Origin of the sequence: Pseudophaeobacter flagellatus, from assembly GCF_021228235.1 — a bacterium.
GTDB classification, from domain to species: domain Bacteria; phylum Pseudomonadota; class Alphaproteobacteria; order Rhodobacterales; family Rhodobacteraceae; genus Pseudophaeobacter; species Pseudophaeobacter flagellatus.
In genome coordinates, this window is record NZ_JAJQRG010000001.1 from 1 (window position 1) to 25,630 (window position 25,630).

22 protein-coding genes and 1 tRNA gene are annotated in these 25,630 nt (G+C 56.3%); 14 read left to right on the top strand and 9 right to left on the bottom strand.

The features are described from left to right. On the bottom strand, positions 1 to 1,353 hold a 1,353-nt coding region (locus LRK71_RS00005; RefSeq protein WP_232400224.1), incomplete at its 3' end, for a DUF7933 domain-containing protein. Between the two features lie 613 nt (positions 1,354 to 1,966). On the opposite strand from LRK71_RS00005, the gene LRK71_RS00010 reads away from it, so the two are divergent. From LRK71_RS00010 to LRK71_RS00035, 6 genes are all read left to right on the top strand, one after another. Then, positions 1,967 to 3,097: an SIR2 family protein gene (locus tag LRK71_RS00010; protein ID WP_232400225.1), complete on the top strand. Its 1,131-nt coding sequence runs from the start codon at positions 1,967 to 1,969 to the stop codon at positions 3,095 to 3,097. After that, the gene (locus tag LRK71_RS00015; RefSeq protein WP_232400226.1) at positions 3,094 to 4,884 is read left to right on the top strand and encodes an ATP-binding protein; all 1,791 of its coding nucleotides are present in this window, start codon (positions 3,094 to 3,096) and stop codon (positions 4,882 to 4,884) included. Before LRK71_RS00010 ends, LRK71_RS00015 begins: the two co-directional genes overlap by 4 nt. A 272-nt stretch (positions 4,885 to 5,156) precedes the next feature. Continuing rightward, positions 5,157 to 5,914 (top strand): IS5 family transposase gene (locus tag LRK71_RS00020; protein ID WP_269751589.1). Its coding sequence is split into 2 segments (ribosomal slippage): positions 5,157 to 5,493 and positions 5,493 to 5,914, totalling 759 coding nucleotides; the frame shifts between segments, so codons are not numbered across the junction. A 494-nt stretch (positions 5,915 to 6,408) separates the two neighbouring features. Continuing rightward, a protein-coding gene (locus LRK71_RS00025) for an IS5 family transposase (RefSeq protein WP_232400227.1) occupies positions 6,409 to 7,166 on the top strand; the annotation gives its coding sequence in 2 pieces (ribosomal slippage) (positions 6,409 to 6,733 and positions 6,733 to 7,166; 759 coding nt in all). A 258-nt stretch (positions 7,167 to 7,424) separates the two neighbouring features. After that, positions 7,425 to 7,500 (top strand) — tRNA-Ser (locus LRK71_RS00030). Between the two features lie 131 nt (positions 7,501 to 7,631). Further along, on the top strand, positions 7,632 to 8,582 hold the full coding sequence (locus tag LRK71_RS00035) for a hypothetical protein (protein WP_232400228.1): 951 nt from the start codon (positions 7,632 to 7,634) through the stop codon (positions 8,580 to 8,582). A 72-nt stretch (positions 8,583 to 8,654) separates the two neighbouring features. Here LRK71_RS00035 and LRK71_RS00040 read toward each other — a convergent pair whose 3' ends face one another. Continuing rightward, positions 8,655 to 8,957, bottom strand: coding sequence for a DUF6476 family protein (locus LRK71_RS00040; RefSeq protein ID WP_232400229.1), 303 nt, complete (start codon positions 8,955 to 8,957; stop codon positions 8,655 to 8,657). Between LRK71_RS00040 and LRK71_RS00045 the strand changes: the two genes are divergently transcribed. Both LRK71_RS00045 and rpoH read left to right on the top strand, forming a co-directional pair. Further along, a complete protein-coding gene (locus LRK71_RS00045; protein WP_232400230.1) occupies positions 8,956 to 9,993 on the top strand; it encodes an RluA family pseudouridine synthase in 1,038 nt (345 codons plus the stop codon). The two genes, LRK71_RS00040 and LRK71_RS00045, sit on opposite strands and share 2 nt — an antisense overlap. A gap of 153 nt (positions 9,994 to 10,146) precedes the next feature. Beyond that, positions 10,147 to 11,043 carry an RNA polymerase sigma factor RpoH gene (gene rpoH / locus LRK71_RS00050; protein WP_232400231.1) on the top strand — a complete coding sequence of 299 codons (897 nt, stop codon included), beginning with the start codon at positions 10,147 to 10,149 and terminating at the stop codon, positions 11,041 to 11,043. A 610-nt stretch (positions 11,044 to 11,653) separates the two neighbouring features. On the opposite strand, the gene LRK71_RS00055 is transcribed toward rpoH, so the two are convergent. The 5 genes from LRK71_RS00055 to LRK71_RS00075 form a co-directional block, all read right to left on the bottom strand. Then, complete coding sequence (locus tag LRK71_RS00055; protein ID WP_232400233.1) at positions 11,654 to 12,508, bottom strand: aminoglycoside phosphotransferase family protein; 855 nt, start codon at positions 12,506 to 12,508, stop codon at positions 11,654 to 11,656. Continuing rightward, positions 12,505 to 12,771: a hypothetical protein gene (locus LRK71_RS00060; protein WP_232400234.1), complete on the bottom strand. Its 267-nt coding sequence runs from the start codon at positions 12,769 to 12,771 to the stop codon at positions 12,505 to 12,507. The genes LRK71_RS00055 and LRK71_RS00060 overlap by 4 nt, the downstream gene beginning before the upstream one ends. Then, complete coding sequence (locus tag LRK71_RS00065; RefSeq protein WP_232400235.1) at positions 12,771 to 14,591, bottom strand: M3 family oligoendopeptidase; 1,821 nt, start codon at positions 14,589 to 14,591, stop codon at positions 12,771 to 12,773. The genes LRK71_RS00060 and LRK71_RS00065 overlap by 1 nt, the downstream gene beginning before the upstream one ends. A gap of 192 nt (positions 14,592 to 14,783) precedes the next feature. Further along, the gene (locus tag LRK71_RS00070; protein ID WP_232400236.1) at positions 14,784 to 15,749 is read right to left on the bottom strand and encodes an alpha/beta fold hydrolase; all 966 of its coding nucleotides are present in this window, start codon (positions 15,747 to 15,749) and stop codon (positions 14,784 to 14,786) included. Further along, complete coding sequence (locus LRK71_RS00075) at positions 15,749 to 16,039, bottom strand: SCP2 sterol-binding domain-containing protein (protein WP_232400237.1); 291 nt, start codon at positions 16,037 to 16,039, stop codon at positions 15,749 to 15,751. Before LRK71_RS00075 ends, LRK71_RS00070 begins: the two co-directional genes overlap by 1 nt. 129 nt (positions 16,040 to 16,168) lie before the next feature. On the opposite strand from LRK71_RS00075, the gene LRK71_RS00080 reads away from it, so the two are divergent. The 5 genes from LRK71_RS00080 to LRK71_RS00100 all read left to right on the top strand — a co-directional run bounded on the left by LRK71_RS00080 (position 16,169) and on the right by LRK71_RS00100 (position 21,376). After that, positions 16,169 to 16,738, top strand: coding sequence for a tetratricopeptide repeat protein (locus tag LRK71_RS00080; protein ID WP_232400238.1), 570 nt, complete (start codon positions 16,169 to 16,171; stop codon positions 16,736 to 16,738). A gap of 64 nt (positions 16,739 to 16,802) precedes the next feature. Continuing rightward, the gene (locus LRK71_RS00085; protein WP_232400239.1) at positions 16,803 to 19,754 is read left to right on the top strand and encodes a helicase-related protein; all 2,952 of its coding nucleotides are present in this window, start codon (positions 16,803 to 16,805) and stop codon (positions 19,752 to 19,754) included. A 6-nt stretch (positions 19,755 to 19,760) separates the two neighbouring features. Beyond that, a complete protein-coding gene (locus LRK71_RS00090) occupies positions 19,761 to 20,135 on the top strand; it encodes an RNA-binding S4 domain-containing protein (RefSeq protein ID WP_232400240.1) in 375 nt (124 codons plus the stop codon). Positions 20,136 to 20,199: 64 nt separating this feature from the next. Further along, positions 20,200 to 20,538, top strand: a complete 339-nt coding sequence (gene fdxA, locus LRK71_RS00095; protein ID WP_008559821.1) for a ferredoxin FdxA — start codon at positions 20,200 to 20,202, stop codon at positions 20,536 to 20,538. A gap of 325 nt (positions 20,539 to 20,863) precedes the next feature. Then, complete coding sequence (locus LRK71_RS00100; RefSeq protein WP_232400241.1) at positions 20,864 to 21,376, top strand: CarD family transcriptional regulator; 513 nt, start codon at positions 20,864 to 20,866, stop codon at positions 21,374 to 21,376. Positions 21,377 to 21,486: 110 nt separating this feature from the next. On the opposite strand, the gene cobS is transcribed toward LRK71_RS00100, so the two are convergent. After that, entirely contained in the window at positions 21,487 to 22,245 is a 759-nt protein-coding gene (gene cobS / locus LRK71_RS00105) for an adenosylcobinamide-GDP ribazoletransferase (RefSeq protein WP_232400242.1), read from the bottom strand. A 102-nt stretch (positions 22,246 to 22,347) separates the two neighbouring features. Between cobS and cobT the strand changes: the two genes are divergently transcribed. Continuing rightward, positions 22,348 to 23,364 carry a nicotinate-nucleotide--dimethylbenzimidazole phosphoribosyltransferase gene (gene cobT, locus LRK71_RS00110; RefSeq protein ID WP_232400244.1) on the top strand — a complete coding sequence of 339 codons (1,017 nt, stop codon included), beginning with the start codon at positions 22,348 to 22,350 and terminating at the stop codon, positions 23,362 to 23,364. Between the two features lie 204 nt (positions 23,365 to 23,568). Here the strand turns inward: cobT and LRK71_RS00115 are convergent, their stop codons facing one another. Beyond that, on the bottom strand, positions 23,569 to 25,449 hold the full coding sequence (locus tag LRK71_RS00115; protein ID WP_232400246.1) for a monovalent cation:proton antiporter-2 (CPA2) family protein: 1,881 nt from the start codon (positions 25,447 to 25,449) through the stop codon (positions 23,569 to 23,571). Positions 25,450 to 25,630 lie beyond the last annotated feature (181 nt).

Here is a 25,630-nt window from a genome sequence, read left to right on the forward strand (position 1 = left end):
GGTGTAGCTGGTGCCGGATCCCGTCAGCGTCGCGGTGGCATTGGTCAGGGAGAGATCTCCAACGACGAAGTTGGTGCTTGCTTCTGACAGGGTGATCGACGCGGTGTAGCTGCCAGCAGTCGGCCCCGATAGAGCGCCGATGGTGACAGTCGGCGGCGTACCGTCAAAGACTGCCGTCACCTCATTCGACGCCGTATTGTCGTTGCCCCCCGCATCGGTGAAGCTACCCGCCCCGACCGACAGCGCGATCTGGCCATCGGCCACGGGCGTCAATGTTGCGGTGTAGCTGGTGCCGGATCCCGTCAGCGTCGCGGTAGCATTGGTCAGGGAGAGATCTCCAACGACGAAGTTGGTGCTTGCTTCTGACAGGGTGATCGACGCGGTGTAGCTGCCAGCAGTCGGACCCGATAGAGCGCCGATGGTGATCGTTGGGGGAACAGCCGTCACGTTAATAGTAGCACTTGCTGTACCAGAATTGCCAAGACTGGACGTCAAATCACCTGAAGCGTTGAAAAAAGAGCCTCCGGCCACCGATGTTACATCTGCTGAAATTGTGCAGCTTGCACCCGCGCCAACTGTACCGCCCGAATAACTTATTGTACCCGATCCATTCGTGGCAGTGATCGTTCCACCCGTGCAGGTCGTCGAGGCGTTAGCTGGTGTGGCCGCCGTAACATTCGCAGGTAGGTTGTTGGTGAAACTCAACCCTGTCGCTGCACTGGAACTGGCGGTGTTGTCGATGGTAAAAGTCAAGGTTGAAGTGCCGCCCTCGACAATTGTGCTGGGCGCAAAAGCCGATGTAAAATTCGGAGGAGGATCAGCGCTAACAATGTTCGTGCAATCATTGTCCAATGCAGCAGCATCAAAAGAACCCGAACCAAGTTGTCGGCCATTCGCAGTATAAGTCGCACCGATCGACTGGTCGGGAGCGTTGGTGTCAACATCATAGACGTAAAAGGTAAAATCTCCGAGCGCAGTTGGCTGAGTTTGGACATTACCGGCAAAGTCGTTCGCCAGATAGCTGTTTGCAGGTGCGTTAAACGTTGAACTACCGAGGATCACATTGGCTGAATCTGTCAGGTAGAATGCTATCCAATCGACGGAACTCCCAAAAGCATCCGTTCCATCAGAAGGACCCGTTGGACCCGTTGCCTGTGCAAGGAATGAGGTCGTAGATCCACCTGCGCCGCAAGTTCCGTCCGACTGAAGCCGGAAGCTTGAAACAGACACGCTTTGCGCATGGCCGACGCTAACGCTCGCAAGGATCCATAACACCGACGACACAAAACCAAGAAAAACCCGGAAACGAATTGATTCAATAAAAGCGACCATGGCCTCACCATAAAAAAACATTTTCGTCGGAACTCGTACTGCCCTGAAGCGATATTTGTTGAGTCCTTGTCTGAGGTTGAAGCGTTTATCCTTTAGACTGCAGCAATTTGATCACATTATTTTAACGATCTTGAGATCTCTCTAAAGTTGTGGTTTGATACTCAAACCTCAGCGGCACTTTTCCTCGGCAGTCGTGATTTCGGTGAAAGTATCAATGCGTCATTGTGAATGTCTGCATTACTCTGTGGATACGAATAATGCAGTTCTTGCAGCGAAGGCCGACTCCCGCCCTTTCCAGTAGGCACATCCCCTGGGCCTAGTCATGCAAGCGTGGGGCTGCTTCCAGCCCAAACTCGACATCCGTGCAAGGTGTGGCATTGCGCCAGTCACCGACGCAAAGGGCGGATTGCAGACATTCGCTGCGGGTATGAAACGACGAGCCTGTTGGACGTAAAGCAGACGCAGATCACTCTGGGCAGCCTCAAACCTGAGCGCGCGTTGCTCTGCCTCGGTCTTCCAGTCCGCTGCTTCGGTTGCAGATTAGGCTAAAAACACGTTCAACCTCTCGAAGTAGCGTGCATATTCGAACCCGATGTGCTTGGTTGATAAGCATTAACGTAGAGGCGAGAGCATTTTGTCAAAAATCAACAAGTCCGATATTTACGATAAGAATTTGAACTTTTTGCTAGGGTCGGGAGCATCACATGGCCTCTTGCCGACGTTAGCTTTAAAGTTAAAGGTGGATGGGACCGAAATTGCTCACACTGTAGAAACGCTGGCAACAAAGTATGCAGGCAGCCCAGATATACTGGCACACCTATTCTCATGGTATGTTCAAGAAGTCATATCGCCCGCAGCACAATACGATCCCGACGATGTGATCTTTAATACTGCAGAGCAAGACAAAGCAATTGAGAATTATCAAATTTTTCTCAGCACGGTTCTCAAGTTTCTCGCCAAGAAGAAGGACAAAAATAGGGCGAATATTTTTACTACAAACTATGATGGGATGATTGCTCACACTGGTGAGCAGTTACTTCGCATCGGCGCATATGACTTTCATCTGAACGACGGGGGGGCTGGATTTGTCAAACGAACCCTGAACGCTAGAAACTTTAGTCGATACTATCAAGACCACGGGGTGTTCGATCGGCACGCCAAGAGCGTACCACAAATCAATTTAATCCAACTCCACGGAAGCGTCTATTGGTACAAAGACGAAGAAAATATCGAGATATCTTACGACCTCAAGCGTGCGTCAAAGAGAGTTAATGAAGTACCATGTAGAGAGAGCGAAGCTTTTAAAGCTATCCTGTCAGATGAAACCAAAACAGATTTAGGCTTGGCAGCACTTAACCTTACTTCAGAAGATCCGCAGGCAAATTTGAGTTTTCAAAGCAGTTACGAAACTTTGCCCGTAGTGAATCCGACCAAGTGGAAATTTCATGAGACTGTGTTCGAAGAGCACTATTATCAAATGCTTCGGCTGCTGAGCTATGAGCTAGAAAAACCCGACTCAGTCTTTATCGCCTTCGGCTTCTCTTTTGCAGATGAGCACATCCTAAATCTAGTCAAACGCTCTTTGTCTAATCCTTCTTTGCAGCTCTTTATCTGCTGTTTTTCCGGCGAGACAGTAAGTGAGATGAAGGGAAAGTTCAAGGGTTTTGACAACGTAGAATTTATTACCGTCGATGGTGACCTCGACTTTACTTCGTTTAACAAGGAAGTGTTCAACGTTAGCAGCGAGGGGCTTGCTGTAGAATGAGCATCCCAATAGGCGCAGTAATATCTGTAATGGGGGTCGAGGTGGCGGTGAAGGCCTTCGAGAACTCTAACCATGAAACACACTTTCATGGCGGTAAACGCTATAAAGGCATCTCGATACGAGAGTTTATTGCAATCGAACATGGTTTTCGCGAAATAGTTTGCACCGTAGAGGGCGAATTTCTGGACGAGAAGAACTACGAGACAGAAGGGACAATCAAGACCTTTACGCGAAAATTGAAGGTCAAACCGATTGGCTACTTTGAAGATGGGGCGTTCAAAGATGGGATAAAGTTCCTACCCAAAATCGGAGACATCGCTAGGCTGTTGTCCGAAGAACAAGTAAGTAACATATTTGAACGCAATACTGTTGAGAGCTATATCATCGGAAAGCTCCTCAAAGAGGAACTAGCGGTATCCCTTCCGTGGGGACGACTTTTCAACTCTCATCTTGGAATTTTTGGGAACACTGGAAGCGGCAAGTCAAACACTTTGACTAAGCTCTACACAGTTTTGTTTGACAATAAGATTGAAGCTATGGGAGGCCGTAGCAAGTTTGTGTTTCTGGACTTCAACGGAGAATACACTGGCAACCAGTTGGCAAGCGAGAACCATAAGAGGGTAATTAGGTTAAAAACGCGAACCGATGATGGTGACAAGTTCGTCTTGCACGAGGATGAGTTTTGGGACGCTGAAACACTGGGCATTCTTTTTCAAGCAACAGCGAATACGCAAAGACCATTTCTGCGCAGAGTCACATCAGGAAGGAAGAGGTTTGCAAATATTCCTAACAGTCTGAATACCTATTTACGAAAGACTTTTCGGAACGTTCTGACTTCATCCGACCCGAACCTAGAAGCTCTAGAACTCTTAAAAACACTAGCCAGAAATGTTACTTATGACCAAGGTCTAATGGACTCACTTGGAAAGGTCGCCCGACAAAGTGGTAACAATACAAGCACATTTCACCATGTAATCGGCCCCGGCGACTGGCGTTTTCTGGCTAACGATGACAACTTCTATAACTCTGAGTTTGAAGTAAAACTCAACAATATCAACCTGTCCGAAGTATCTGGTTTTAACGAGCTATTGATACGTTCAACCCTTCAAGTCATTCGAGATGTCCTGTCAGGTTCAGCACAGTACGATCATATCAACCCCCTTCTACGCCGAATAGAAGCTTTGAAAAGCGATTTTTCCAGAGTGCTGTCCGTTGTGGACAGTGTAGAGGTCGATCCAAAGTTGATAACTGTCATTTCGCTTAGAGAATGCAAGCAGGAAGTAAAAAAGATACTGCCTATTCTGATTGCCAAACATCACTATGAACAACACAAAGCGGTTGTTGGTTCTCCGCCTACAACAACACTCCATCTTGTAATTGACGAAGCACACAACATTTTATCGCAGCAGTCGAACCGAGAAGCAGAAAGCTGGAAGGACTATCGACTCGAACTTTTTGAGGAGATTGTCAAAGAAGGACGAAAGTTTGGAGTATTCATCACGCTTGCAAGCCAGAGGCCTGCGGACATATCACCTACAATCGTGTCTCAGCTCCACAATTACTTCATCCACCGATTGGTGAATGACCGGGACCTAGCCTTACTCGAAAATACCATTTCGACCCTCGACAGTGTTTCCCGCAGCCAAATCCCTTCGCTCCCACAGGGAGCGTGTGTCGTGACTGGCACCACGTTCGACATACCGATGCTTATGCAAATCGACAAACTCCCCGCCAACCGAGAGCCCGACAGTGGCGACGTTCAGCTCGACCAAATCTGGGGAGATTAGAAGATGTTAAGGAAAATTTGGGTCAGTCCTTCAGAGCCAGAACCAAATATCGAATTCTTAGGGAAGTCCCGTACAGTGCTAGTTCGCATAGGTTTTGATTTTGCAACTGCGGCGGAAGTCCGGTCTGATGGGCCGCACCGCAGCATCCAAAATTTGGCTGGACGTCGGTTCTGGGCCGTCCCCGCCTCAATGTTGCGGTCGGTTCCCTAGGGTCAGGACCCATTAATTTCCGTATGGCGGCGTGATTCATCGGTCGAAAATTGAGCGATGATATGAGCGATCTTTTCTGGCTGACGGACGCGCAGATGGCGCGTTTGGAGCCCTACTTTCCGAAGCCCCATGGCAAACCACGTGTGGATGATCGGCGTGTGCTGAGTGGCATTATCTTCATCAATCGCAATGGCTTGCGCTGGCGAGATGCCCCCAAGGAGTATGGTTCGCACAAGACCCTGTACAATCGCTGGAAGCGATGGAGCGACAAAGGGGTCTTTGCCCAGATCATGATGGGTCTGGTCGCCGAGCATAGCGAGGAAAAGACCGTCATGATTGACGCTACCTATTTGAAGGCCCACCGCACCGCGACCAGTATGGGCGTCAAAAAAGGGGGCGTGGACGTTTGATCGGTCGGACCAAGGGTGGTATGAACACCAAATTGCATGCCGTCTGTGACAGCCAGGGGCGTCCGCTGAACCTTTTCGTCACGGCTGGTCAGGTCAGCGACTATATCGGCGCACGGGCTTTGCTCAGCAGTCTGCCGAACGTCGATTGGTTACTTGGTGACAGGGGCTATGACGCTGACTGGTTCAGAGAAGCCCTGCAAGACAAGTGCATACGGCCATGCATCCCGGGGCGAAAGCAACTCAAGACGACAGTGAAATACGACAAGCGACGGTACAAGCGTCGCAACCGGATCGAGATCATGTTCGGCAGGCTGAAAGACTGGCGACGGGTCGCAACCCGATATGACCCCTGCCCCAAAGTCTTCCTTTCGGCAATCGCCCTCGCCGCAACTGTCATTTATTGGTTATGAGTCCTGAACCTAGGGGTGCTATAGGCATCCATCATGGCCCTTGCAATCACACTAATCCTACCCCCACGGGGTCTAAATGCTGTTCCGATTTACTTTCCCTTGCCTGAGCGCATGAACATCCAAAACAGCACAACACAAGAGAGAGAAATCGGAACCATAATGTCGGTATAGATGTGTAGTTCACGAAGCAAATACCAAAGACCAAAGGCCACAATCGGTACTAAGCGTACTAGAATATCCATTTCATCCAAAATCCTTATCTGTAAAATCCAGGAGGAATACCATTAGCATTCTTTGGAAAGCGGCCACTAAATGCCGGCAACTTGTCGGCACTACTGTAGGGGAAATCCTGCCAAGACTCATCTATAGAATAACAGACCCCGCCTTCTCTCTTGCAAGCCCTTTTGCAAAATCCTCTAGGCTCAGGACCTATTAATCGGCTTGAGATCGCATTGGTTGCATGATTCAAATCCCCAAACTTTCAGGGGGGTATCATGAGCAATCTTTTTTGGCTGACCGACGAACAGATGGCGCGTCTGCGTCCGTTCTTCCCCAAGAGCCATTGCAAGCCGAGGGTCGATGATCGGCGGGTGTTAAGTGGGATAATTTTCATCAATCGCAATGGCTTACGGTGGTGCGATGCACCGAAAGAATATGGCCCGCCGAAGACGCTCTATAATCGCTGGAAACGCTGGAGCGAGATGGGTGTTTTTGCCAGGATGTTTGAAGGGTTGGCCGCAGAGGCGACGGCCCCGACGACAATCTTGATCGACGCGACCTATCTCAAAGCCCATCGCACGGCATCAAGCCTGCGGGGTAAAAAGGGGGGCGTGGGCGCCTGATCGGGCGGACCAAAGGTGGCATGAACACCAAGTTGCATGCCATCACCGACACCGACGGGCGGCCCATCCGCTTCTTCATAACGGCTGGCCAGATCAGCGACTATACAGGTGCGGCGGCTCTTCTGGGCTACATGCCGAAAGCCCAGTGGCTTCTGGGAGATCGCGGATATGATGCCGACTGGTTCCGCGAAGCCCTGCAGGATATGGGGATCAGGCCCTGCATCCCGGGCCGAAAGGCACGAAAGAAACCCGTCAAATACGACAAACGCCGCTACAAGCGCCGCAATCGCATCGAGATCATGTTCGGGCGCCTGAAGGATTGGCGGCGGGTCGCCACGCGATACGACCGCTGCCCCGAAGTCTTCCTATCCGCCATCGCTCTCGCAGCTACGGTCATGTTTTGGTTATGAGTCCTGAGCCTAAACACTATGACCTCGTCGGGAAATTTCTTGGTCTGGTCTGCGCGACACTCTGTAGATCATGGCAGACGACCGCTTCGTACCGCTCTGCCGCCGTTGGCCCCAAAATTTCGCTGCACCTCTCATCAATGACCGCTTCTCACGCGGCATCGCCTGGGCGACATGGGCAACAAAGTCGGGGCTAAGGGCGATTTTGAAGTCGCACATAGCCGTTAGTATCACTCCGAATCAGGTATACCCAATCTCCAAACCACATTGAAAATAAATGGAAATCATTTGATTGTGGATCAGGAGGTCGCCCGTTCGAACCGGGCAGGTGGTACCATTTACCGCTCTATATGCATAATGAGATATGGCATCACCGCTTGTACCAGGCGATTGATAGGCTGTTATCTTTGATGGGGTGCGGTGTATTCCTGTGCTTTCTGACTTTGCTATTGATCGTGGGATTTGACTATGCCGAATTCGGTTCTTTATGTTCGCAACTCAGGTTTTGGGGACATGCTGCGCCAGATAAATGTCTTCTTTCATTTGGCTGATATTTATTCGTTCAACCCCACGATATGCTTTCCTCGCAACAACAATAGAAACAGTCTGGGGAATGCGACGCTCTTCAAAGAGGTGGGGTTCGCGGACATAACTGCCCACGGCCCGGGTTTGCCTCGGGAGCAGGTGGGCAGCCTTGCTGATATATCATCCCGGGTAGAGGGCGCATATAGATTTGATGCGCGCTGCTACAATAGCTCTGATTTCGCCAGAGTACTGGGGGAAAGGGCGCAGGAAAGACACCCCAAGCTGCGCGCGTTAGCGCTGCAAAGCAGCCTGTATGCCGAGATTGCAAAGCGGCAAGAGGGCAACAAGAACCGTATCGTTGTGCATGTCAGGCGGGGGGATGTTGCGCAGGTATGTCTCAGAGAATTTACTGATATATTTGATGAAAATTCCGTTGCGGGAAAGGTCCTGCATTGTCGGGGGCTGTTTGATGCAGCCTCTTTGCGAGAGGATCTCCCCTATAGCAACCGGCGCAGGTTTGCCAGTGTGCCGTCCTATCTGCAGGCGCTGAATTTAGCTAAGGAACAACAGGGGGCAGGAAGCCATGTGCTGATTTCAGATGGGTTCAGCAAGATCGCCCGCGTTGTGGGTGAACAACATGCCGATCTGCTTGTTGATGGCAGCCTGTCGGTTGGAGCGTTGGAAAAGGCGTTTGAAAACGAATTACGCCCGTTGATGCTTGGGGCAAGCCGGGAAATTATCGGCGAAAGCAGCGCTGCCTTTCTTGACGTCATTTATGCGGCATTGACCGCCAGGGTCATTGTTTCGCAATCACCGGGGTTTTTGAAAGAGCTTGCCCGGTTGTTCGAGCTGGATATTGAGTTTGTCTATCCTGAATTTCAGCCGCGCATGTGAGGCGCGGCCTTGCCTGCAGGCCTTTGCCCGGGGCTGTGGGGGCGCCTCTGTTGGGCCTTGAGGCTGGTGGCGCTATTTAATGTTGATCTTCTGGCGCACTTCATGGCTTTCAGGGTCGAGGATCAGGATCTGATTCTGTGTTGTGATCACGGCAATCCAGCCAGTCCCGAAGGTCACTGCCTGCGCGGTTGTGCCTGTGGGCAGGGTAATTTCGGCGGGCAGGCGGGGCCCATCGGCAGACAAGCGGATGACAAGCAGGCTAATTACCACTACAAGCCCGCCAATCATCACCACGGTCAGGGTGGTCACCAGTCGACGCAGAAATCTGAGCTGCGCAGGCTCTTCTAGAATTTCAGGCTTGGAAGGATCAGTCATGGGCAGCCGCCAGATTGAGTTTGTCATTGCGGAAAACCCGCCTAAACGGCTTGATAAAGCGGTTTCACGTGATGTGCCAGAGGAAGCGACGCTTTCTCGGACCCGGCTGGCGCGCCTGATCGAGGCCGGCAGTGTGCAAATCGACGGCGTGGTTGTGCAGGATGCCAAGGCCCGTGTCGCCGAGGGCGCGCAGGTCTCCATCACGGTGGAAGAGGCCGAGGACAGCCATATCGGCCCTGAAGACATCACACTGAATGTGATTTTTGAAGACGATGATCTGATCGTGATCAACAAACCTGCGGGCATGGTGGTGCATCCCGCACCGGGGACGCCATCGGGTACGTTGGTCAATGCATTGCTACATCATTGCGGGGACAAGCTGTCCGGTGTCGGTGGCGTCAAACGCCCCGGAATTGTGCACCGTATTGATAAAGAGACCTCTGGCCTCTTGGTGGTGGCCAAATCCGATGTGGCGCATCAGGGGCTGGCAGCGCAGTTTGAAAAGCATACGGTAGAACGCTATTACCGGGCCATCTGCTATGGGGTGCCAGATGCCAATGATCCGCGGCTGCGCGGGGTCAAGGGCACCAGTTTTGAACCCGGCAACATCTTGAAGCTGACAACGCAGCTGGCACGGCATAAATTTGACCGCCAGCGTCAGGCAGTGCTGTTTCAGGGCGGTCGCCATGCAGTGACACGGGCGCGCATTGTGCAACCCTTTGGCACACCGCCCGTGGCAGCCTTGATCGAATGCTGGCTGGAAACCGGGCGCACTCATCAGATCAGGGTGCATATGACCCATGCCGGTCACAGCCTGGTGGGCGACCCGACCTATGGCGGCAAACGCAAGCTGGCAGCCAAATCACTGACCCCTGCGGCCATTGCTGCAGTGCAGGGGTTTCCCCGTCAGGCGCTGCATGCGGCGGTGTTGGGTTTTGTCCACCCTGTCAGCGGTGCGGCGCTGCGATTTGAGGCCCCGTTGCCCGATGATATGGCAGGCTTGATTGATGCTCTATCTCAACCCGTTGAAAAGTAATAACTAGTTTTACAACTATCTGTGATATGCGTCACAGATAGTTGCGCCAGCACAGTCTATGGTGTTTCATGTTAGCGCCCCCTTGAAAGGGTGCAATCGCTGACCCATATAACCTAATGTTAAACCTATAAACATCTTGGGAGGGACCGTTGAATGGCTAATTATGCAAATCTGCCTGCGCCAACACCTGAAGGCGGTCTCAACCGCTATATGCAAGAAATTCGTAAATTCCCGCTCTTGGAGCCGGAAGAAGAATACATGCTGGCCAAGGCCTGGGTGGAGAAGGAAGATTCCAGTGCTGCGCACCGGATGGTGACCTCGCACCTGCGTCTGGCCGCCAAGATCGCTATGGGATACCGAGGCTATGGCCTGCCACAGGCCGAGGTGATCTCGGAAGCCAATGTTGGCCTGATGCAGGCGGTAAAGCGCTTTGATCCCGAAAAAGGCTTTCGTCTTGCGACCTATGCGATGTGGTGGATCCGTGCCTCGATCCAGGAATATGTGCTGCGCTCCTGGTCGATGGTGAAACTGGGCACCACCTCGGCGCAGAAAAAGCTGTTCTTCAACCTGCGCAAGGCCAAGGCCCGTATCGGCGCGCTGGAAGAGGGCGACCTGCGGCCTGAAAACGTCAAGCGGATCGCCCATGATCTCGGCGTGACCGAGGATGAGGTGGTTTCGATGAACCGCCGGATGTCCGGTGGCGATGCCTCTCTCAATGCCACGGTTGGCAGCGAAGGCGAAGGCACCATGCAGTGGCAGGATTGGTTGGAAGATGAAGATGCCGACCAGGCCGGTGACTATGAAGCTCGCGATGAGCTGGAAGCCCGCCGTGAGCTTCTGGGTCAGGCCTTGGATGTGCTGAACGACCGCGAGAAGGATATTCTCACCCAGCGGCGCTTGGCAGAAAAGGTGCATACTCTGGAGGAACTGAGCACACAGTATGGTGTCAGCCGCGAGCGGATCCGGCAGATCGAGGTGCGTGCATTTGAAAAGCTGCAAAAGAAGATGCGTGAACTGGCTGCGGCCAAGGGGATGCTGGCAGCACATTAACTGCCGCCGGTTTCGATCGGTTTTGACAAGTGAGTTCATAAGCGGGCGGACCCATCGGGGGCCGCCCGTTTTTGGTGGGGCTGCGGTGCATCTGGCGGGGGGCTGGCGCCCTGCGTGGTTGCATGGAGGCTGGCTGGGCCGGACGCCCGGAAAAGGCAGAGATGTTCAGCCCAGCTGGGGCAGAGCCTTGCGTGCTGGCCATAAGGCTGGCGGGCGAGAGACCTGGCGTGCTGGACTGCATAGGGTGTTACCTAACAATCTGCAGGTAAGGTTGCAGATGAGAGGTGTCCAAATCGCAAGATATCCGGAAACCGAACACTGTAGAAGCTGAACAGTGAGGAACGGCTTGCTAAGATCGATAAGTTGCTGGCTTGGCTGGCTGTCTGGCGTGTCCTGGTAAGACCCGGACTGGCTGGAGTAGCTTGCTGCTTGCTGCCTGACGATCTGGCTAGCTACAGTTCCTGTCTTATGGATAGGGTTGCCTCAGCGAGTCGTCAACAGGTTTTTTGGAAAAACCGTGTGAATTCAATTAGTTGACAGTAATAGTCGGGTAATCAAATTGGCGCTTCCACGCGCGGAGCTCTTAAAGACGGGAAGTGGCGTCCCATCCTTAAAACCTGGACTGCTGGATCAACAGGTGGTCCAACAAGGTCAGGTCCGGATCGCGTTGCAGATCCGCCCCCCGGCGCCACACAAGGGACAAAGCGCATTTTGCACTCGCCCATTGTAGTAGGCGTTTTGGTGAGACGTCGAAGATTTGCCCCCAAAGCTTGGCGCGCTGCCCTATCAGATCGGCGCCAAATGAGTCTTTCTCCAGACCCTTGGGGTGGCGAAAGGCATTGGCCAATTCATAGCAGCGCTCGCCAATCATGCCCTTGGCGTCAAAAGCACAATAGCCGCCAGCGCCCTGGCGAATGTTATCGTGATGCAGATCCCCATGCAGGGGGCGGATGTCTTCTTGGCTGGCCAGCAGGGTCTTTGTCAGGCTCTGTGCCTGTTGCAAATTGCTGCGCTGGTGGGATGTCAGGTTCAGGTCAGTGGGGAGAGGGGCCCGCAAGGCTTCGAACCAGGCGACAAGAGGCATCATGCCGGTGAGCTTTAGCGCGCTGGTTTGGGAGTGAATTCCTGCGGCAACCTGCGCCAGAGTTTTATCTGCATCAGCCTGTCCGCCGCTGCGGGCGATATCCCCCAGCGAAGGCCCCGGCAACCATTCCATCAGCACTGCATTTTGCGTGACCTGGTAGATCTGTGCCACCGGCCCCTGTAACGCCGCCAGGAAGGGAAAGCCACTGGCCTCGTTGCCCATATGCCCTGCCGCGTAGTGTTTCAAAGCCGCCTGACCATACTGCCGTGTTTCGACATGCCAGATCTGTGCCCTGGGCACCTCTTGAAGCGAAAGGGTCCGGATGATTTGGAAGGTCGAAATCAGGTCGGCTGGAATGGCGGGCGGTGGCGGGCGGTTCATTCTGGTTCCCTTGTCCCAAAATCCAAACTCTCGGTCTCCCGCAGTCCCAGCTCAGGCCCCTGGGCGAGGCCAAAGGCCCGGTCGATTTTGAAAAAGCCAACAGCATCATCATAAAAAAAGATGGCGTGGAAATCCACGCCATCCTCAGCGGTTTCAAAGGCCTGCGCCGTGGTACCCGAAAACAGAACCGGATCCGGCGCCACCGCGATGTGGTGCGCAAGATCATAGTCGCGCGCGGGGATTGGGCGCAGGTTCAGCGCCATCAGTCCTCCATGGCTTCCAGCTCATCAATCATGCCAGAGATCATCGACAGGCCCTTGTCCCAGAACTTGGGGTCCGAGGCATCAAGGCCAAAGGGGGCAAGCAGTTCTTTGTGGTGTTTGGATCCACCGGCCTTGAGCATGTCGAAATACTTGTCCTCAAAGCCTTCTTCGCCCTCGGCATAGACGGAATAGAGCGCATTTACCAAGCCGTCGCCAAAGGCATAGGCGTAAACATAAAAGGGTGAATGGACAAAATGCGGGATATAGACCCAGAAGGTTTCATAGCCTTCCATGAAGTCAAAGGCGTCGCCCAGGGATTCGGCCTGTACCGACATCCACAGCGCATTGATGTCATCGGGGGTCAGCTCTCCTTGTGCGCGGGCCGCATGCAGTTTGCATTCAAAATCGTAGAACGCGATCTGGCGCACCACGGTATTGATCATATCCTCGACCTTGCCTGCCAGCAGGATCCTGCGCTGTTCTTTGGTTTCAGCTTTCTCCAGCATCTTGCGGAAGGTCAGCATTTCGCCAAAGACGCTTGCGGTTTCGGCCAGGGTCAGCGGGGTAGAGGATAGCATTTCACCCTGATCGGCGGCCAGTACCTGATGCACGCCGTGGCCCAGCTCATGCGCCAGGGTCATTACGTCGCGCGGTTTGCCAAGGTAGTTCAGCATCACATAGGGGTGCACATCCGTGACGGTGGGATGGGCAAAGGCACCCGGGGCCTTGCCGGGTTTGACAGCGGCATCAATCCAGCCCTTGGAAAAGAATGGCGCGGCGATTTCACCCATGCGCGGATCAAAGGCCTCATAGGCCTCCATCACGGTTTTTTCGGCCTGCGCCCAGTCAACCACGCGGCTGTCTTCCATCGGTAGGGGCGCGTTGCGATCCCAGACCTGCATGCGTTCCAGCCCCAGCCATTTGCGCTTTAGCTCATAATAGCGATGGCTCAGCTTGGGGTAGGCGGCGACCACGGCTTCGCGCAGGGCCTCGACCACTTCGGGTTCGACATGGTTTGACAGGTGACGCCCAGTCTGTGGCGTTGGCATGCCACGCCAGCGATCAACCACCTCTTTTTCCTTGGCCTGGGTGTTGTGGACCCGCGCAAAGGTTTTGATGTTGTCCTGAAACACCGCTGCCAATGCGCGCGAGGCGGCCTCGCGTTTGCTGCGATCCTGTTCGGTCAGCAGGTTGAGGGTGCCTTCGATGTTCAGCTCTTGGCCGTCGATGGTAAAGGTGAGCCCGGCAATGGTTTCATCAAACAGGCGCTCCCAGGCGTCGCCAACAACCCCCAGATCATGCAGGAATTTCTCCAACTCGTCTGATAGCTGATAGGGTTTCATGGCTCGGATGCGATCAAACACTGGCCTGTAGCGGGCCAGATCGGCATTGGCGGCAAAATGGGCCTCAAGCGCGGTGTCTTCAATGCGGTTGATTTCCAGCGTGAAAAACACCAGTGGTGTGGTGAAGACGGTGATCTTTTCCTGCATGTCGGACATGAACTTGGCGCGGTCAGCATCGGTGGTCAGCTGGTAATAGCGCAGGCCGGCATAGGACATGATGCGCCCGGCAATGGCATTGATCTTTTCATTGCGCAGCACACAGGCCAGCAGGCCATCGGCATCCAGCCCGGCCAGGTTGCCCTCGTAATCGGCGGCAAAAGCGGTGCATTCCTGCTCCAGCCAGTCCAGATCGCGGCGTAACTCGGGTGCGTCATCTGCTGTGTAAAGGTCGGTCAGATCCCATTCGGGCAGGTTGCCCAGCTCATCAGAGCCAGAGCTGGCATTGGCGTCACGGACAGGGAAGGGGAGTGGCAACATGGGGCCTCCTTGGCGGGCATGTTTGTTTCAGCGTTGCACAACATCTAAGCGCCACATGGCCGGATCACAAGCAAAGCCCCGCGCCGAAATTCGGGGCGGGGCGGAATTTATGCGCGGTATTTGGTGCAGGTTTGGCCTGACGTGATTTTGCCCGTGCATTCGCATATTGGCCGCAGGACGCGTCGGAAACGGCTACCGGTACTGATCAAACAGCCGGGTCATCTTGTCAAAGGCTCGGGCGCGAATTTCGGGAGCTTCCATTACGATTTCATGCTGTGCCGGGTCAATCAGATCCAGCTCGCCGCCGGGCCAGCGGGCCATGCGGTCCTGCACCGCGGCGCTGTTGACGATCTGCTCCTGCCCGCCAAGAAATGTAATGCAGGGCAGTGCCGGAGAGGGACGTTTCGCGAGGGATTCGCATTCTTTCAATCCCTGGGTCAGCCAATTGATCGTTGGCCCGCCCAACACCAGCGCGGGTTGCTCGCTTAGCTGGTCAATCATCAGTTGATACATCGCCGGGTCATTGGTCAGGGTGTTGTTCTTGAAGGGGGCCGTTTCCACATAGTGGCCGACTGTGGTGGTGGGCACCCGCTTGTCGCCAAGGCCCAGACTGGGGGCAAGGCCGCCCAGGATGCGGGCAACGGGTTTTAGCGCTGGCGGAATCAGGATCCCCCACATGGGTGCGGAAAAGGCGCAGGCCTTGACGGGCAGCCCTTCCATCAGGGCGCGCAGACCAATGGCACCGCCCATGGAATGGCCAAGCAGGAACCAGGGCTCAGGCAGGCGCAGCTGCTTGGCAATTTTGACCGTCGCGGCGACATCTTTTTGAAAATCATCAAATTCATCTACATGGCCCAGGCGACTGTCCGGCAACATGCGATCCGCCAAGCCCTGGCCGCGCCAGTCAATGGCCAGTGTTGCATAGCCGCGCGCGCCAAGTTCGATAGCGGCGGGGCCGTATTTTTCAATATATTCAGTACGGCCGGGAAAGATCAGCACGGTGCCTTTGGCGGCGGTGCCATCGCGGGTCAGCCAGTGGCCAACCCGGATACGCAGCCCGTCCTCGGTGGTTGCCCAATGGGCCTGCCCTGTGTCGGGTCCTTGCGCGATCTCGGCAAAATAGGGCGCCGGGGTCAGGTCCATCAGGCTCTTGTCCATCAGGCCAGCGCCGACGCCAGTTGCATTGCGGTGCCCATGTCACCGTCAATGGTCAGTTTGCCGGACATAAAGGCGCTGGTGGGGTTCATTTCCCCGGACAGAATATCCTGAAAGGTTTCGGCATCCGCCGAGAGGGTCACGTCGGCTTCGTCATCGCTGACGCGGGCACCGGAGCTGTCCAGGACAATGGCCCCCATGCCTTCGATCTGGAATTTTGCTGAGGCTGAGAAATCGCTTCCGGCCAATTTTTCGTTCATGGCGGCGGCGGCCTGTTCGAGTGTTTCGCTCATTTTTACGTCCTTTGATCATCGGTGCGCCGGGTGGCACCAAAACTGAAATTTGGCGCTTTGCGCAATTTTATGTGACGCAGCGATTTCCAGTACTGGAAAATATGTTGCGCAGGGTTACACTAAGCCATCATGATCGCAAATCACCTGAACCTCAAAGCTATCGTGGCGGCAACGCTGTTTACAGTCACTATTTCGCTGCCCATGGCAATATCGGCGGATGAAAAACCCGACGAATCTGCGCTCTTGGCCGCGCTGGTTTCTGCCGATGCCAAGGCGGCCTCGGCACTGGACCGCGAGTTGCAGGCCCTGTGGCGCAAGAGCGGATCGGCAGCGATGGATCTTTTGCAATCGCGGGCCAATCGCGCGCTGGAGGCAGGCGATCTTGCTGCGGCCATTGAACATCTGACGGCGCTGACTGATCACGCGCCGGATTTTGCCCGGGGCTGGTATCTGCGGGCGCGAGCCTATCATGCGGCCGGGCTTTATGGTCCTGCGGTTGCCGATCTGGAACGCGCCCTGGCGCTGAATCCAAATGATTACAATGCAATCTATGCACTGGGCACTGTGTTTGAGCAGTTTCGCAGGCCCAAGCGTGCCTATGCAGCCTATTTGCGGGCCAAGGCTATACATCCCCATCACGAGGAAGTACTCAACGCGCTGGAACGTCTGCAGCCACAGGTGGCAGGCGAGGATCTTTAGCCGACCTGGTCCCCGAAGTGTCACAATTGACCTGTAGGGGTGGGGCAGAATAAGGGCTGAACAGATGGCAGGCGGATCACGGGTCCTTGCAGTTTTGGGGCCGACCAATACTGGCAAGACGCATTACGCGATTGAACGGATGCTGGGCCACCGCACTGGCATCATGGGCTTTCCGCTGCGGCTTTTGGCGCGCGAGGTCTATGACAAGATCGTCGCCATTCGCGGTCCTTCAGTGGTGGCGCTGGTCACCGGCGAAGAGCGGATCGTGCCGCCGCGGGCAAAATACTGGATCTGCACGGTCGAAGCGATGCCGCCGGGCATGGGTTGCGATTTTCTGGCCATTGATGAAATCCAGCTCTGTGCCGATCCGGAACGCGGCCATGTCTTTACCGAGCGGCTGTTGAAATCGCGCGGCACCAACGAGACCCTGTTTCTGGGAGCCGACACCATGCGCGGACCGATTGCAGCGCTGGTGCCGGGGGTGGAGTTTCTGCGCCGCGAGCGGATGTCAGAGCTGGTTTATGGCGGCTCCAAAAAGATCAGCCGGATGCCGCCGCGCACTGCGATCGTGGGGTTTTCAGTTGATAACGTCTATGCCATCGCGGAGTTGCTGAAACGGCAAAAAGGCGGTGCGGCGGTGGTCATGGGGGCGCTGAGCCCGCGCACCCGCAATGCCCAGGTGGCGCTGTATCAAAATGGCGAGGTCGATTATCTGGTGGCCACTGATGCCATCGGTATGGGGCTGAACCTGGATATCGACCATGTGGCCTTTTCGGCCACCGCAAAATTTGATGGCCGTCGGATGCGCCCCCTAATGCCTGCGGAACTGGCGCAGATCGCGGGCCGGGCCGGGCGCGGCATGAGCCATGGCAGCTTTGGCGTTACCGGGGATGCCCGCCCGCTGGACGATCATGTGGCCGAGGCCATCATGGAACACCGTTTTGAGCCGCTGAAAAAGCTCAACTGGCGGTCGTCTGATCTGCAGTTCGGCACTGTCGAGGCGCTGATCCGTTCGCTCGAATCAATCCCCGAGGACGAAGTGCTGATGCGCGCGCGTGAGGCTGATGATCTGGGGGCATTGAAGTTTCTGTCCCGCGATAGCGGCATAATCTCGCGCACGACCAACCCGCAATCGGTGCGTTTGCTGTGGGATGTTTGCCGGATTCCGGATTTTCGTGGTATCTCTCATGGGGAACATGCAGCGCTGATTGGGGGTATATTCGAATATCTGCATGGCGGCGGCGTGGTCCCGGATGATTGGCTGGCCCGCCAGATCAAGCGAATTGACCGCACGGATGGTGATATTGATACACTTTCCAAGAGACTGGCCTTTATTCGTACATGGACCTATGTCTCACAGCGTAAAAATTGGCTGCATGACGAAAGCCATTGGCGCGGGGTGACTCGCGCTGTAGAAGACAGGTTGTCAGATGCGCTGCACGAGCGCTTGACTCAGCGATTTGTGGACCGGCGCACATCCGTGCTTCTGCGCCGGCTCAAACAGAAGGAGGCCCTTTTGGCCGAAGTGAATGACAAGGGTGAAGTGACCGTCGAGGGCGAATTCGTCGGACGGTTGGACGGGTTTCGGTTTACGCCGGACAAAAGTGCACAGGGCGCCGAGGCAAAGACATTGAAGTCTGCCTCGCTGCAGGCGCTGGCGCCGCAATTCCATCTGCGCGCCGATCGGTTCTATAATGCACCCGATACCGAGATCGACTTTACCGAACAGGGTGGCCTGATGTGGGGCGACGCTGCGGTTGGTAAACTGGTGGCGGGCGCTGACCCGATGAACCCGAAGGTTGAAGTCTTTGTTGACGATGCCGCCGGTGCCGATGTTGCGCAAAAGGTTGAACGCCGCTTGCAGCATTTCATCTCTCGCAAGGTGCAGGCGCTGTTTGAGCCGCTGATTAATCTGCAAAAAGACGAAGATCTGACTGGCCTGGCCCGTGGCTTTGCCTTCCGTCTGGTCGAATCTCTTGGCCTGCTGCCGCGTCATACCGTGATGCAGGAAGTCAAAGAGCTGGACCAGGATGCCCGTGGCGCGCTGCGCAAACACGGTATTCGCTTTGGTCAGTTCACCATCTTCATGCCGCTGCTGCTGAAGCCTGCTCCGACGCGTCTGCGTCTGGTGCTGTGGTCCCTGGCAAACGGTGTGCAGGAATTCCCTGAAGCACCGCCCCCCGGTCTGGTCACCGTGCCGGCCGCCAAAGACGCGCCAAAGGGCTATGATACCATGTCCGGCTACCGCGAAGCAGGCGAGCGGATGATCCGCATCGACATGCTGGAACGTCTGGCCGATATGTTGCGCGCCGAAGACAGCCGCGGCGGTTTTGAAGCCAAGGCCGATATGCTGTCGATCACCGGCATGACTCTAGAGCAGTTTGCCGACCTGATGCAGGGGCTTGGCTACCGTGCCGAAAAGGGCGAACGTGCCAAGGTGAAGGCCACAGCCGAGGCTGCCAAAGAGCCCGCAGCTGAGATATCGAGCGACACAGCCGCAGACGCGCCAGCTGAGACTCCAGCCGAAACACCTGTTGAAGCGCCGATTGAGTCTCCAACAGAGACCCCAACAACCCCTCCAGCCGAAGTTCCTGCCGAGACCCCGACAGAAGCACCGGCCGAGGCCCCCGTAGAGGGGGCTGCTGACACCGCTGCCGAGGCCCCGGCTGAGATGGAGGTTTTTTATACCTTTGCCTGGGGCGGTCGTGGTCGCCAGGGTGGCAACCGTGGCGCGCGGCGCAGCGATGCTTACGGTCAGGATGGTCAGGAACGCCGCAGTGGCAAGCCGCGAGGCGCTGGTGGCAATGCACGGTCTGGGCAGGCCGGCTCTTCTGGTGAGCGCACGGCTGGTAAACCCGGTGGCCGCCCCGGTGGGAAGCCAGGCGGAAAAAAGGCCGGTCGTCCGCAGCAGCAGGGTGGCAAGACCTATTCCGCCCGCCCGCCCAAAAAGGAAAAGCAGATCGATCCGGACAATCCCTTTGCAGCAGCTCTCATGGGGCTGAAACAGGGCGATTGACCCGGCATGGAGCCGCAGGACGCTAAACTCCGGGTCGACAAATGGCTTTGGTATGCGCGGTTTTTCAAAACCCGCAGCCTTGCGGCCAAACAGGTCAGCGCCGGGCATCTGCGGCTCAACGGCACCAAGATCACAAAAACGGCTCAGAGCATCACCCCAGGCGATGTTCTGAGCTTTCCACAGGGGCGACAAACCCGAGTGGTCGAAGTCCTCGCTATCGGTAATCGTCGTGGTCCGGCCTCCGAGGCACAGGCGCTTTATCTTGATAAAACGCCAAAACAGGACATTGTACCTTTAAACCCCGGGTTTGAGGGAAAAGGGCGTCCTGACAAGAAGACTCGCAGAGCGCTTGACCTTTCCCGCCAGCGGGACTTCACGTGATGGCTTGAAGCTGGGGCGAGTCTGATTTAGCTAGTGGCCAAACAACAAATGGGACCGCACCCACATGACCTATGTCGTTACGGATAACTGCATTGCCTGCAAATACACCGACTGTGTCGAGGTTTGCCCGGTAGATTGTTTCTATGAAGGTGAAAACACTCTGGTGATTCACCCGGACGAATGTATCGATTGCGGCGTCTGTGAACCGGAATGCCCGGCGGATGCTATCCGCCCAGATACCGAGCCAGACATGGATAAATGGGTTGAATTCAACCGCAAGTATTCCGAAATGTGGCCGGTGATCGTTTCCAAGAAAGACCCGCTGCCCGACGCAGAAGAGCGCGACGGAGAAGAGGGCAAGTTGGAGAAATATTTTTCCGAAGCCCCCGGCGAAGGCGGGTAATCCGGGGAAATTTGGATAATTTTCGGCTGCTATCCTGCTGAAATCGCTTAAAATGGCCGAATTTTGTCTGCCCGGCGCCAGTTCACGCCCTTGCTCGCCTTTCGGTGAGGGGGTTTTTGTGATATGATAACCATCAGATGTATATGAAACTGGAACTCACCTCACGCAGCACAGCTGCTGTCGCGCGCGGGCTGGGGGATTGAATCACGGTGACGATTGATCTCTGGTACCGCACTGTTGCGGGGCCGGGGCGAAAGCGTTGCCGTTGTTGTGTCGGGTATCCCCTCGGGGACTATGCCGGCCTCAAGTGCAAGGAAAGACCTGTATGACAAAATCGAAGAAGCTCGCATTCCGTCCTGACGAATTTGTGGTTTATCCCGCCCATGGGGTTGGACAGATCATCTCGATCGAGGAACAGGAAGTGGCCGGCTTTGCGCTGGAACTTTTTGTAATCACCTTCGAAAAAGACAAGATGACCCTGCGGGTGCCAACCAACAAGGCGATCGAAGTGGGCATGCGCTCGCTCAGCTCTCCGGATGTGATCAATCAGGCGATGAAAACCCTGAAGGGCAAGGCGAAGGTCAAGCGCGCCATGTGGTCCCGTCGGGCCCAGGAATATGAGCAAAAGATCAATTCGGGCGATCTGATCGCTATTGCCGAAGTGGTGCGCGACCTGCACCGCACCGATGATCAGCGCGAGCAAAGCTATTCTGAGCGCCAGCTTTATGAAGCCGCTCTGGAGCGGTTGACCCGTGAAGTTGCCGCAGTGGCTGGCGGTGATGAAATTCTGGCCGCAAAACAGGTCGGCGATGTGCTGACCTCACGGGTTGCCGCCTGATCCGACTGTCGCCCCTTTAAAACGGTTCTCACCGAACCAGGAAGGGGCATGACAAGGGTAGTGAAGAGGCCCGCAGTCGTATCGGCTGCGGGCCTTTTTGTGGTGGCAGGTCAGCTGAAGATCGCTACCAGGGTAAGTACTCCCACCATTTCACAGAGTTGTTGGCAGGCGCCCAGTACATCACCGGTCTGGCCGCCGATCTTTTGGTGCGCCAAGGCCCCCAGCCCCAGACAAGTCAGCATCAGTATGGCTAGAACGGCCAGCATATGCGCCCCAAGCAATGGCAGCGCCAGTGCAACGGCGAGGCAAACGCCAAGGCCGACGGCCCACCGGGGCGGCCGCCCGAGGCTTTGCGAAAGGCCCGACTGGCGGGCATTGGGAAGCCAAAGCATCACTACGGGCATCGCCGCCCGGCTAAGGGCTGCCAGGGCCAGCAGGCTCCAGATCTGCTCCAGTTCGATTAGCAGCGCAATGGCCTGCCAGCGCAGCCCGAGTGAGAGCACCAGCGCCAAAACGCCGTAGCTGCCGATCTGGCTGTCCTTCATGATCTCAAGCCGACGCGCGGGATCAAATCCACCCCAGAACCCATCGGCGCAATCCGCCAGCCCGTCTTCGTGCATCGCGCCGGTCAACAGCAGCTGAACCATCAGCAAGATCCCGGCGGCCAGGGGGGCTGGCAGGCCAAGCGCCAGGGCCAAAAGCGCCAGCAGGCAGGCGGGCAGGGTAACGGCCACTCCGGCCAGCGCAAAGGCCCATGTGGCGCGCGCCTGCCGATGAAAGCTGGCCGCTTTCAGACGCGGCAGCGGCAACCGGGTCAGCAGCACCAGCGCCAAGGGGATATCCACCAGAGATGTGTCGTTTTTTCGCATTTGCGGGCCTCATGCAGGACTTGTGAAGCCGCGATAAGCCGCTAAACAGGACGAACCAGATTTACCCGCACCTGCGGTTCAGATGCAACGAGGCTTTAGTCAATGCTGCCAACACTTTCTTCCCTTGATGATATGCGCCGCCAGTTGGCGCAGGCCAGCGGTGCAGACCAGATGGCGCTTGATGCGGCTGGTCTGCGCAATACCCAGTTGACCAAACCCCCCGGCGCACTGGGGCGGCTAGAGGATCTGGCGATCTGGTACGGCGGATGGCGCGGGACGGACCGGCCAGAGATCACATCGCCGCAGGTCATTGTCTTTGCAGGCAATCACGGGGTGACGGCGCAGGGGGTTTCCGCCTTCCCGGCTGAGGTGACCGCCCAGATGGTGCTCAACTTTGAACATGGCGGCGCGGCAATCAACCAGCTGGCCAAACTGGCCGACGCGCGCATGGATGTTCATGCGCTGGAGCTGGATACCCCGGTGCAGGATTTCACCACGGGGCCAGCCCTGCCCGAGGCAGAGCTGCTGGCCGCCTTGCAGGCGGGCTGGAACGCAGTTGATCCGGCGGCGGATCTGCTGGTCGTCGGCGAGATGGGTATTGGCAATACCACCTCGGCGGCGGCCCTGGCCTATGCGTTGTTTGGCGGCGACGCGGCAGACTGGACCGGCCGAGGTACCGGCGTCGACGATGCGGGGCTTGCGAACAAGAGCCGGGTTGTCGCCGAAGGCGTGGCGCTGCACCAGGCGGCGATCAGCGATGGGTTGGATGCGCTGGGATGCCTGGGCGGGCGCGAAATTGCCGCTATGGCGGGGGCGATTGCCGCTGCCCGTGTTTTGCATATTCCGGTGATCCTGGATGGCTTTATCTGTTGCGCCGCGGCGGCCTGCCTGATGCGCACCGATCCAGGCGCGCTGGACCACGCCGTGGCAGGCCATGAAAGCGCCGAGAGCGCGCATCCCGCCCTGCTGAAGCAGCTTGGCAAGGCACCACTGCTGTCCTTGGGCCTGCGCCTTGGTGAAGGCTCTGGTGCGGCGCTGGCAATCCAAGTGCTGAAGGGGGCGGTTGCGTGCCACAGCGGCATGGCGACCTTTGCCGAGGCGGGGGTCGCCGAGGGTTAGCCCAAGAGGTGTTGCGTGATTAGAAGAAGCCCCCGGCGCATGCCTTGGGGGCTTTTCGTTTCAAAGACCGCAGGCGCGGCCTCTAGGGTGCGTCGCGCTCATTCGCAGTCACGTAACTTGCTCTGCTTATTTGATCTCGCATGTTTTAGAGGCGCAAGATCTGCGGCCTCTTTTGCGCGCCATGTCCTAGCCCTAGCCCTAGCCCTAGCCCTTGTCCTTTTTCTCGGCCAGGTCCTGCAGGGCGATTTCCAGATCCTTTTCCATCTCGCGGGCGCGTTCGATATAGGCTTGGTTTTCGCTGGTCGGGGTGTCGGCCCGCCAGAACGTTGCCAGCTCGCGCAGGCTTTTGCGATCATGGGCGTAAAAGGTCTGTTCTGCCTGGGCGGCTTCGTATTCGCTCAGCCCGATTTTTTCCAGAACATAGCGCCCGGCCCGCAGTGAGCTATCGAACATTTCGCGTACGATATCATCCGCACCCGCCTGGTAGAGCGCAAAGACATGGTTGCGATCATAGGCGCGGGCGATGATATGCAGATCCGGATAGGTGCGCCGCACATAGCTGACCAGCTTGACGCTTCTTTCCGTGTCATCCAGCGCCACCACCAGCACATGCGCCTTGGCAATCCCGGCCGCCTTGAGCAGTTCTGGGCGGGTCGGATCGCCTAGAAAGCTCTTGAATCCGAAGCGGCGCATCAGCTGTACCGCCCGCATGTCATTGTCCAGCAATACGGTCTTGAACCCGCTTGCCCGTACCAGCCGGTTGACGATCTGGCCAAAGCGGCCGATGCCGGCAATGATCACGGGCCCCTGTTCGTCGATTTCATCCGGTTCATGTTCGACCCGCGGATCCTTTACGAAATGGGACAGTAAATCATAGAGAATGAACAGCAGCGGGGTGATCAGCATCGAGAGCGCAATGACCAGCAACAGCTTTTCCGCCAGCGGTCCGGGGATTACATTTTGCTGCCGGGAAAAGGCCAGCAGCACAAAACCAAATTCGCCTGCCTGCGCCAAGCTTAGCGTGAACAGCCAGTGATTACGCTGTTTCAGACCAAAGGCCCGGCCAATGAAATATAGAATGGTTCCCTTGGCCACGATGACGAGCAGCGCCAGCCCAAGCAGATCGCCAGGGTTGGCCAGAAACAGCTTGTAATTGATGCCGGCCCCCACGGTGATGAAAAACAGACCAAGCAACAACCCCTTGAAGGGGCTGAGATCGCTTTCCAGCTCGTGACGGAATTCAGAGTTGGCCAGCACCACCCCGGCCAGAAAGGCGCCAAGCGCCGGGGACAGGCCCACCAGGGTCATCAGGAAAGAGATCCCAACCACGATAAGCAGCGCCAGCGCGGTATACATTTCACGCAGTTTGCTGGCATGGATGAAGCGGAACACCGGTTGGGTCAGATAGATGCCAGCCAGGACCACAGCCCCGATCACCCCGAGGGTTGTCAGCGTCACGGCCCAGCCGGGCAGCCCGGCAACAAGTGACAGGCTGTCATGGCCCGCAGCACTATTTGCCGCGCCTTCAAGGCCGCGTTCAATAGTCCCGTCTTCACCAAGTTGCAGCCCGTTGTTCACAGCCAACAGGGGCAGAAAGGCGAGAATGGGAATGACGGCAATATCCTGCGTCAGCAGCACCGAGAAAGAGGCCCGACCACCACCGGTTTGCATCAACCCCTTTTCTGACAGGGTTTGCAGCACAATCGCGGTAGAGGACAGCGACAGCGCCAGTCCGATCGCCAGGCTTACTTGCCAGGTTTCCCCGGCCATCAGCGCGGCCGCCATCAGCGCTAGGGTACTGGTCAGGACCTGTAGCCCGCCCAGCCCGACCAGTTTATGGCGCATCGCCCAGAGAGCGCGGGGATCAAGCTCAAGCCCGATCAGAAACAGCATCATGACAACGCCAAATTCGGCAAAATGCTGCAGGTCTTCGGTTTCGGCGCCGACAAGACCTAGCACTGGTCCGATAATGATGCCGGCTGCTAGATAGCCCAGAACAGAGCCCAGCCCAAGCCGCGCCGCGAGGGGCACGGCGATGACGGCAGCTGCGAGATAGATTGTTGCTTGATACAAAAATGCGTCCATAGCAAATGGTATCGCAAGCGTTCCACGACTTGGCAACGGTTTAAGCGGTCGAGCGGTAAAGCCAAATCGCCGTCCGGCGCATCCCCGCCAAGCGAATAGGGGGGAAAGGGCAGCGTCAAATGGGAAACGGCGGCCAGGTTTCCCCGCCGCCGCCTGTGCTGCCCTGCATCTCCCGGTTTGG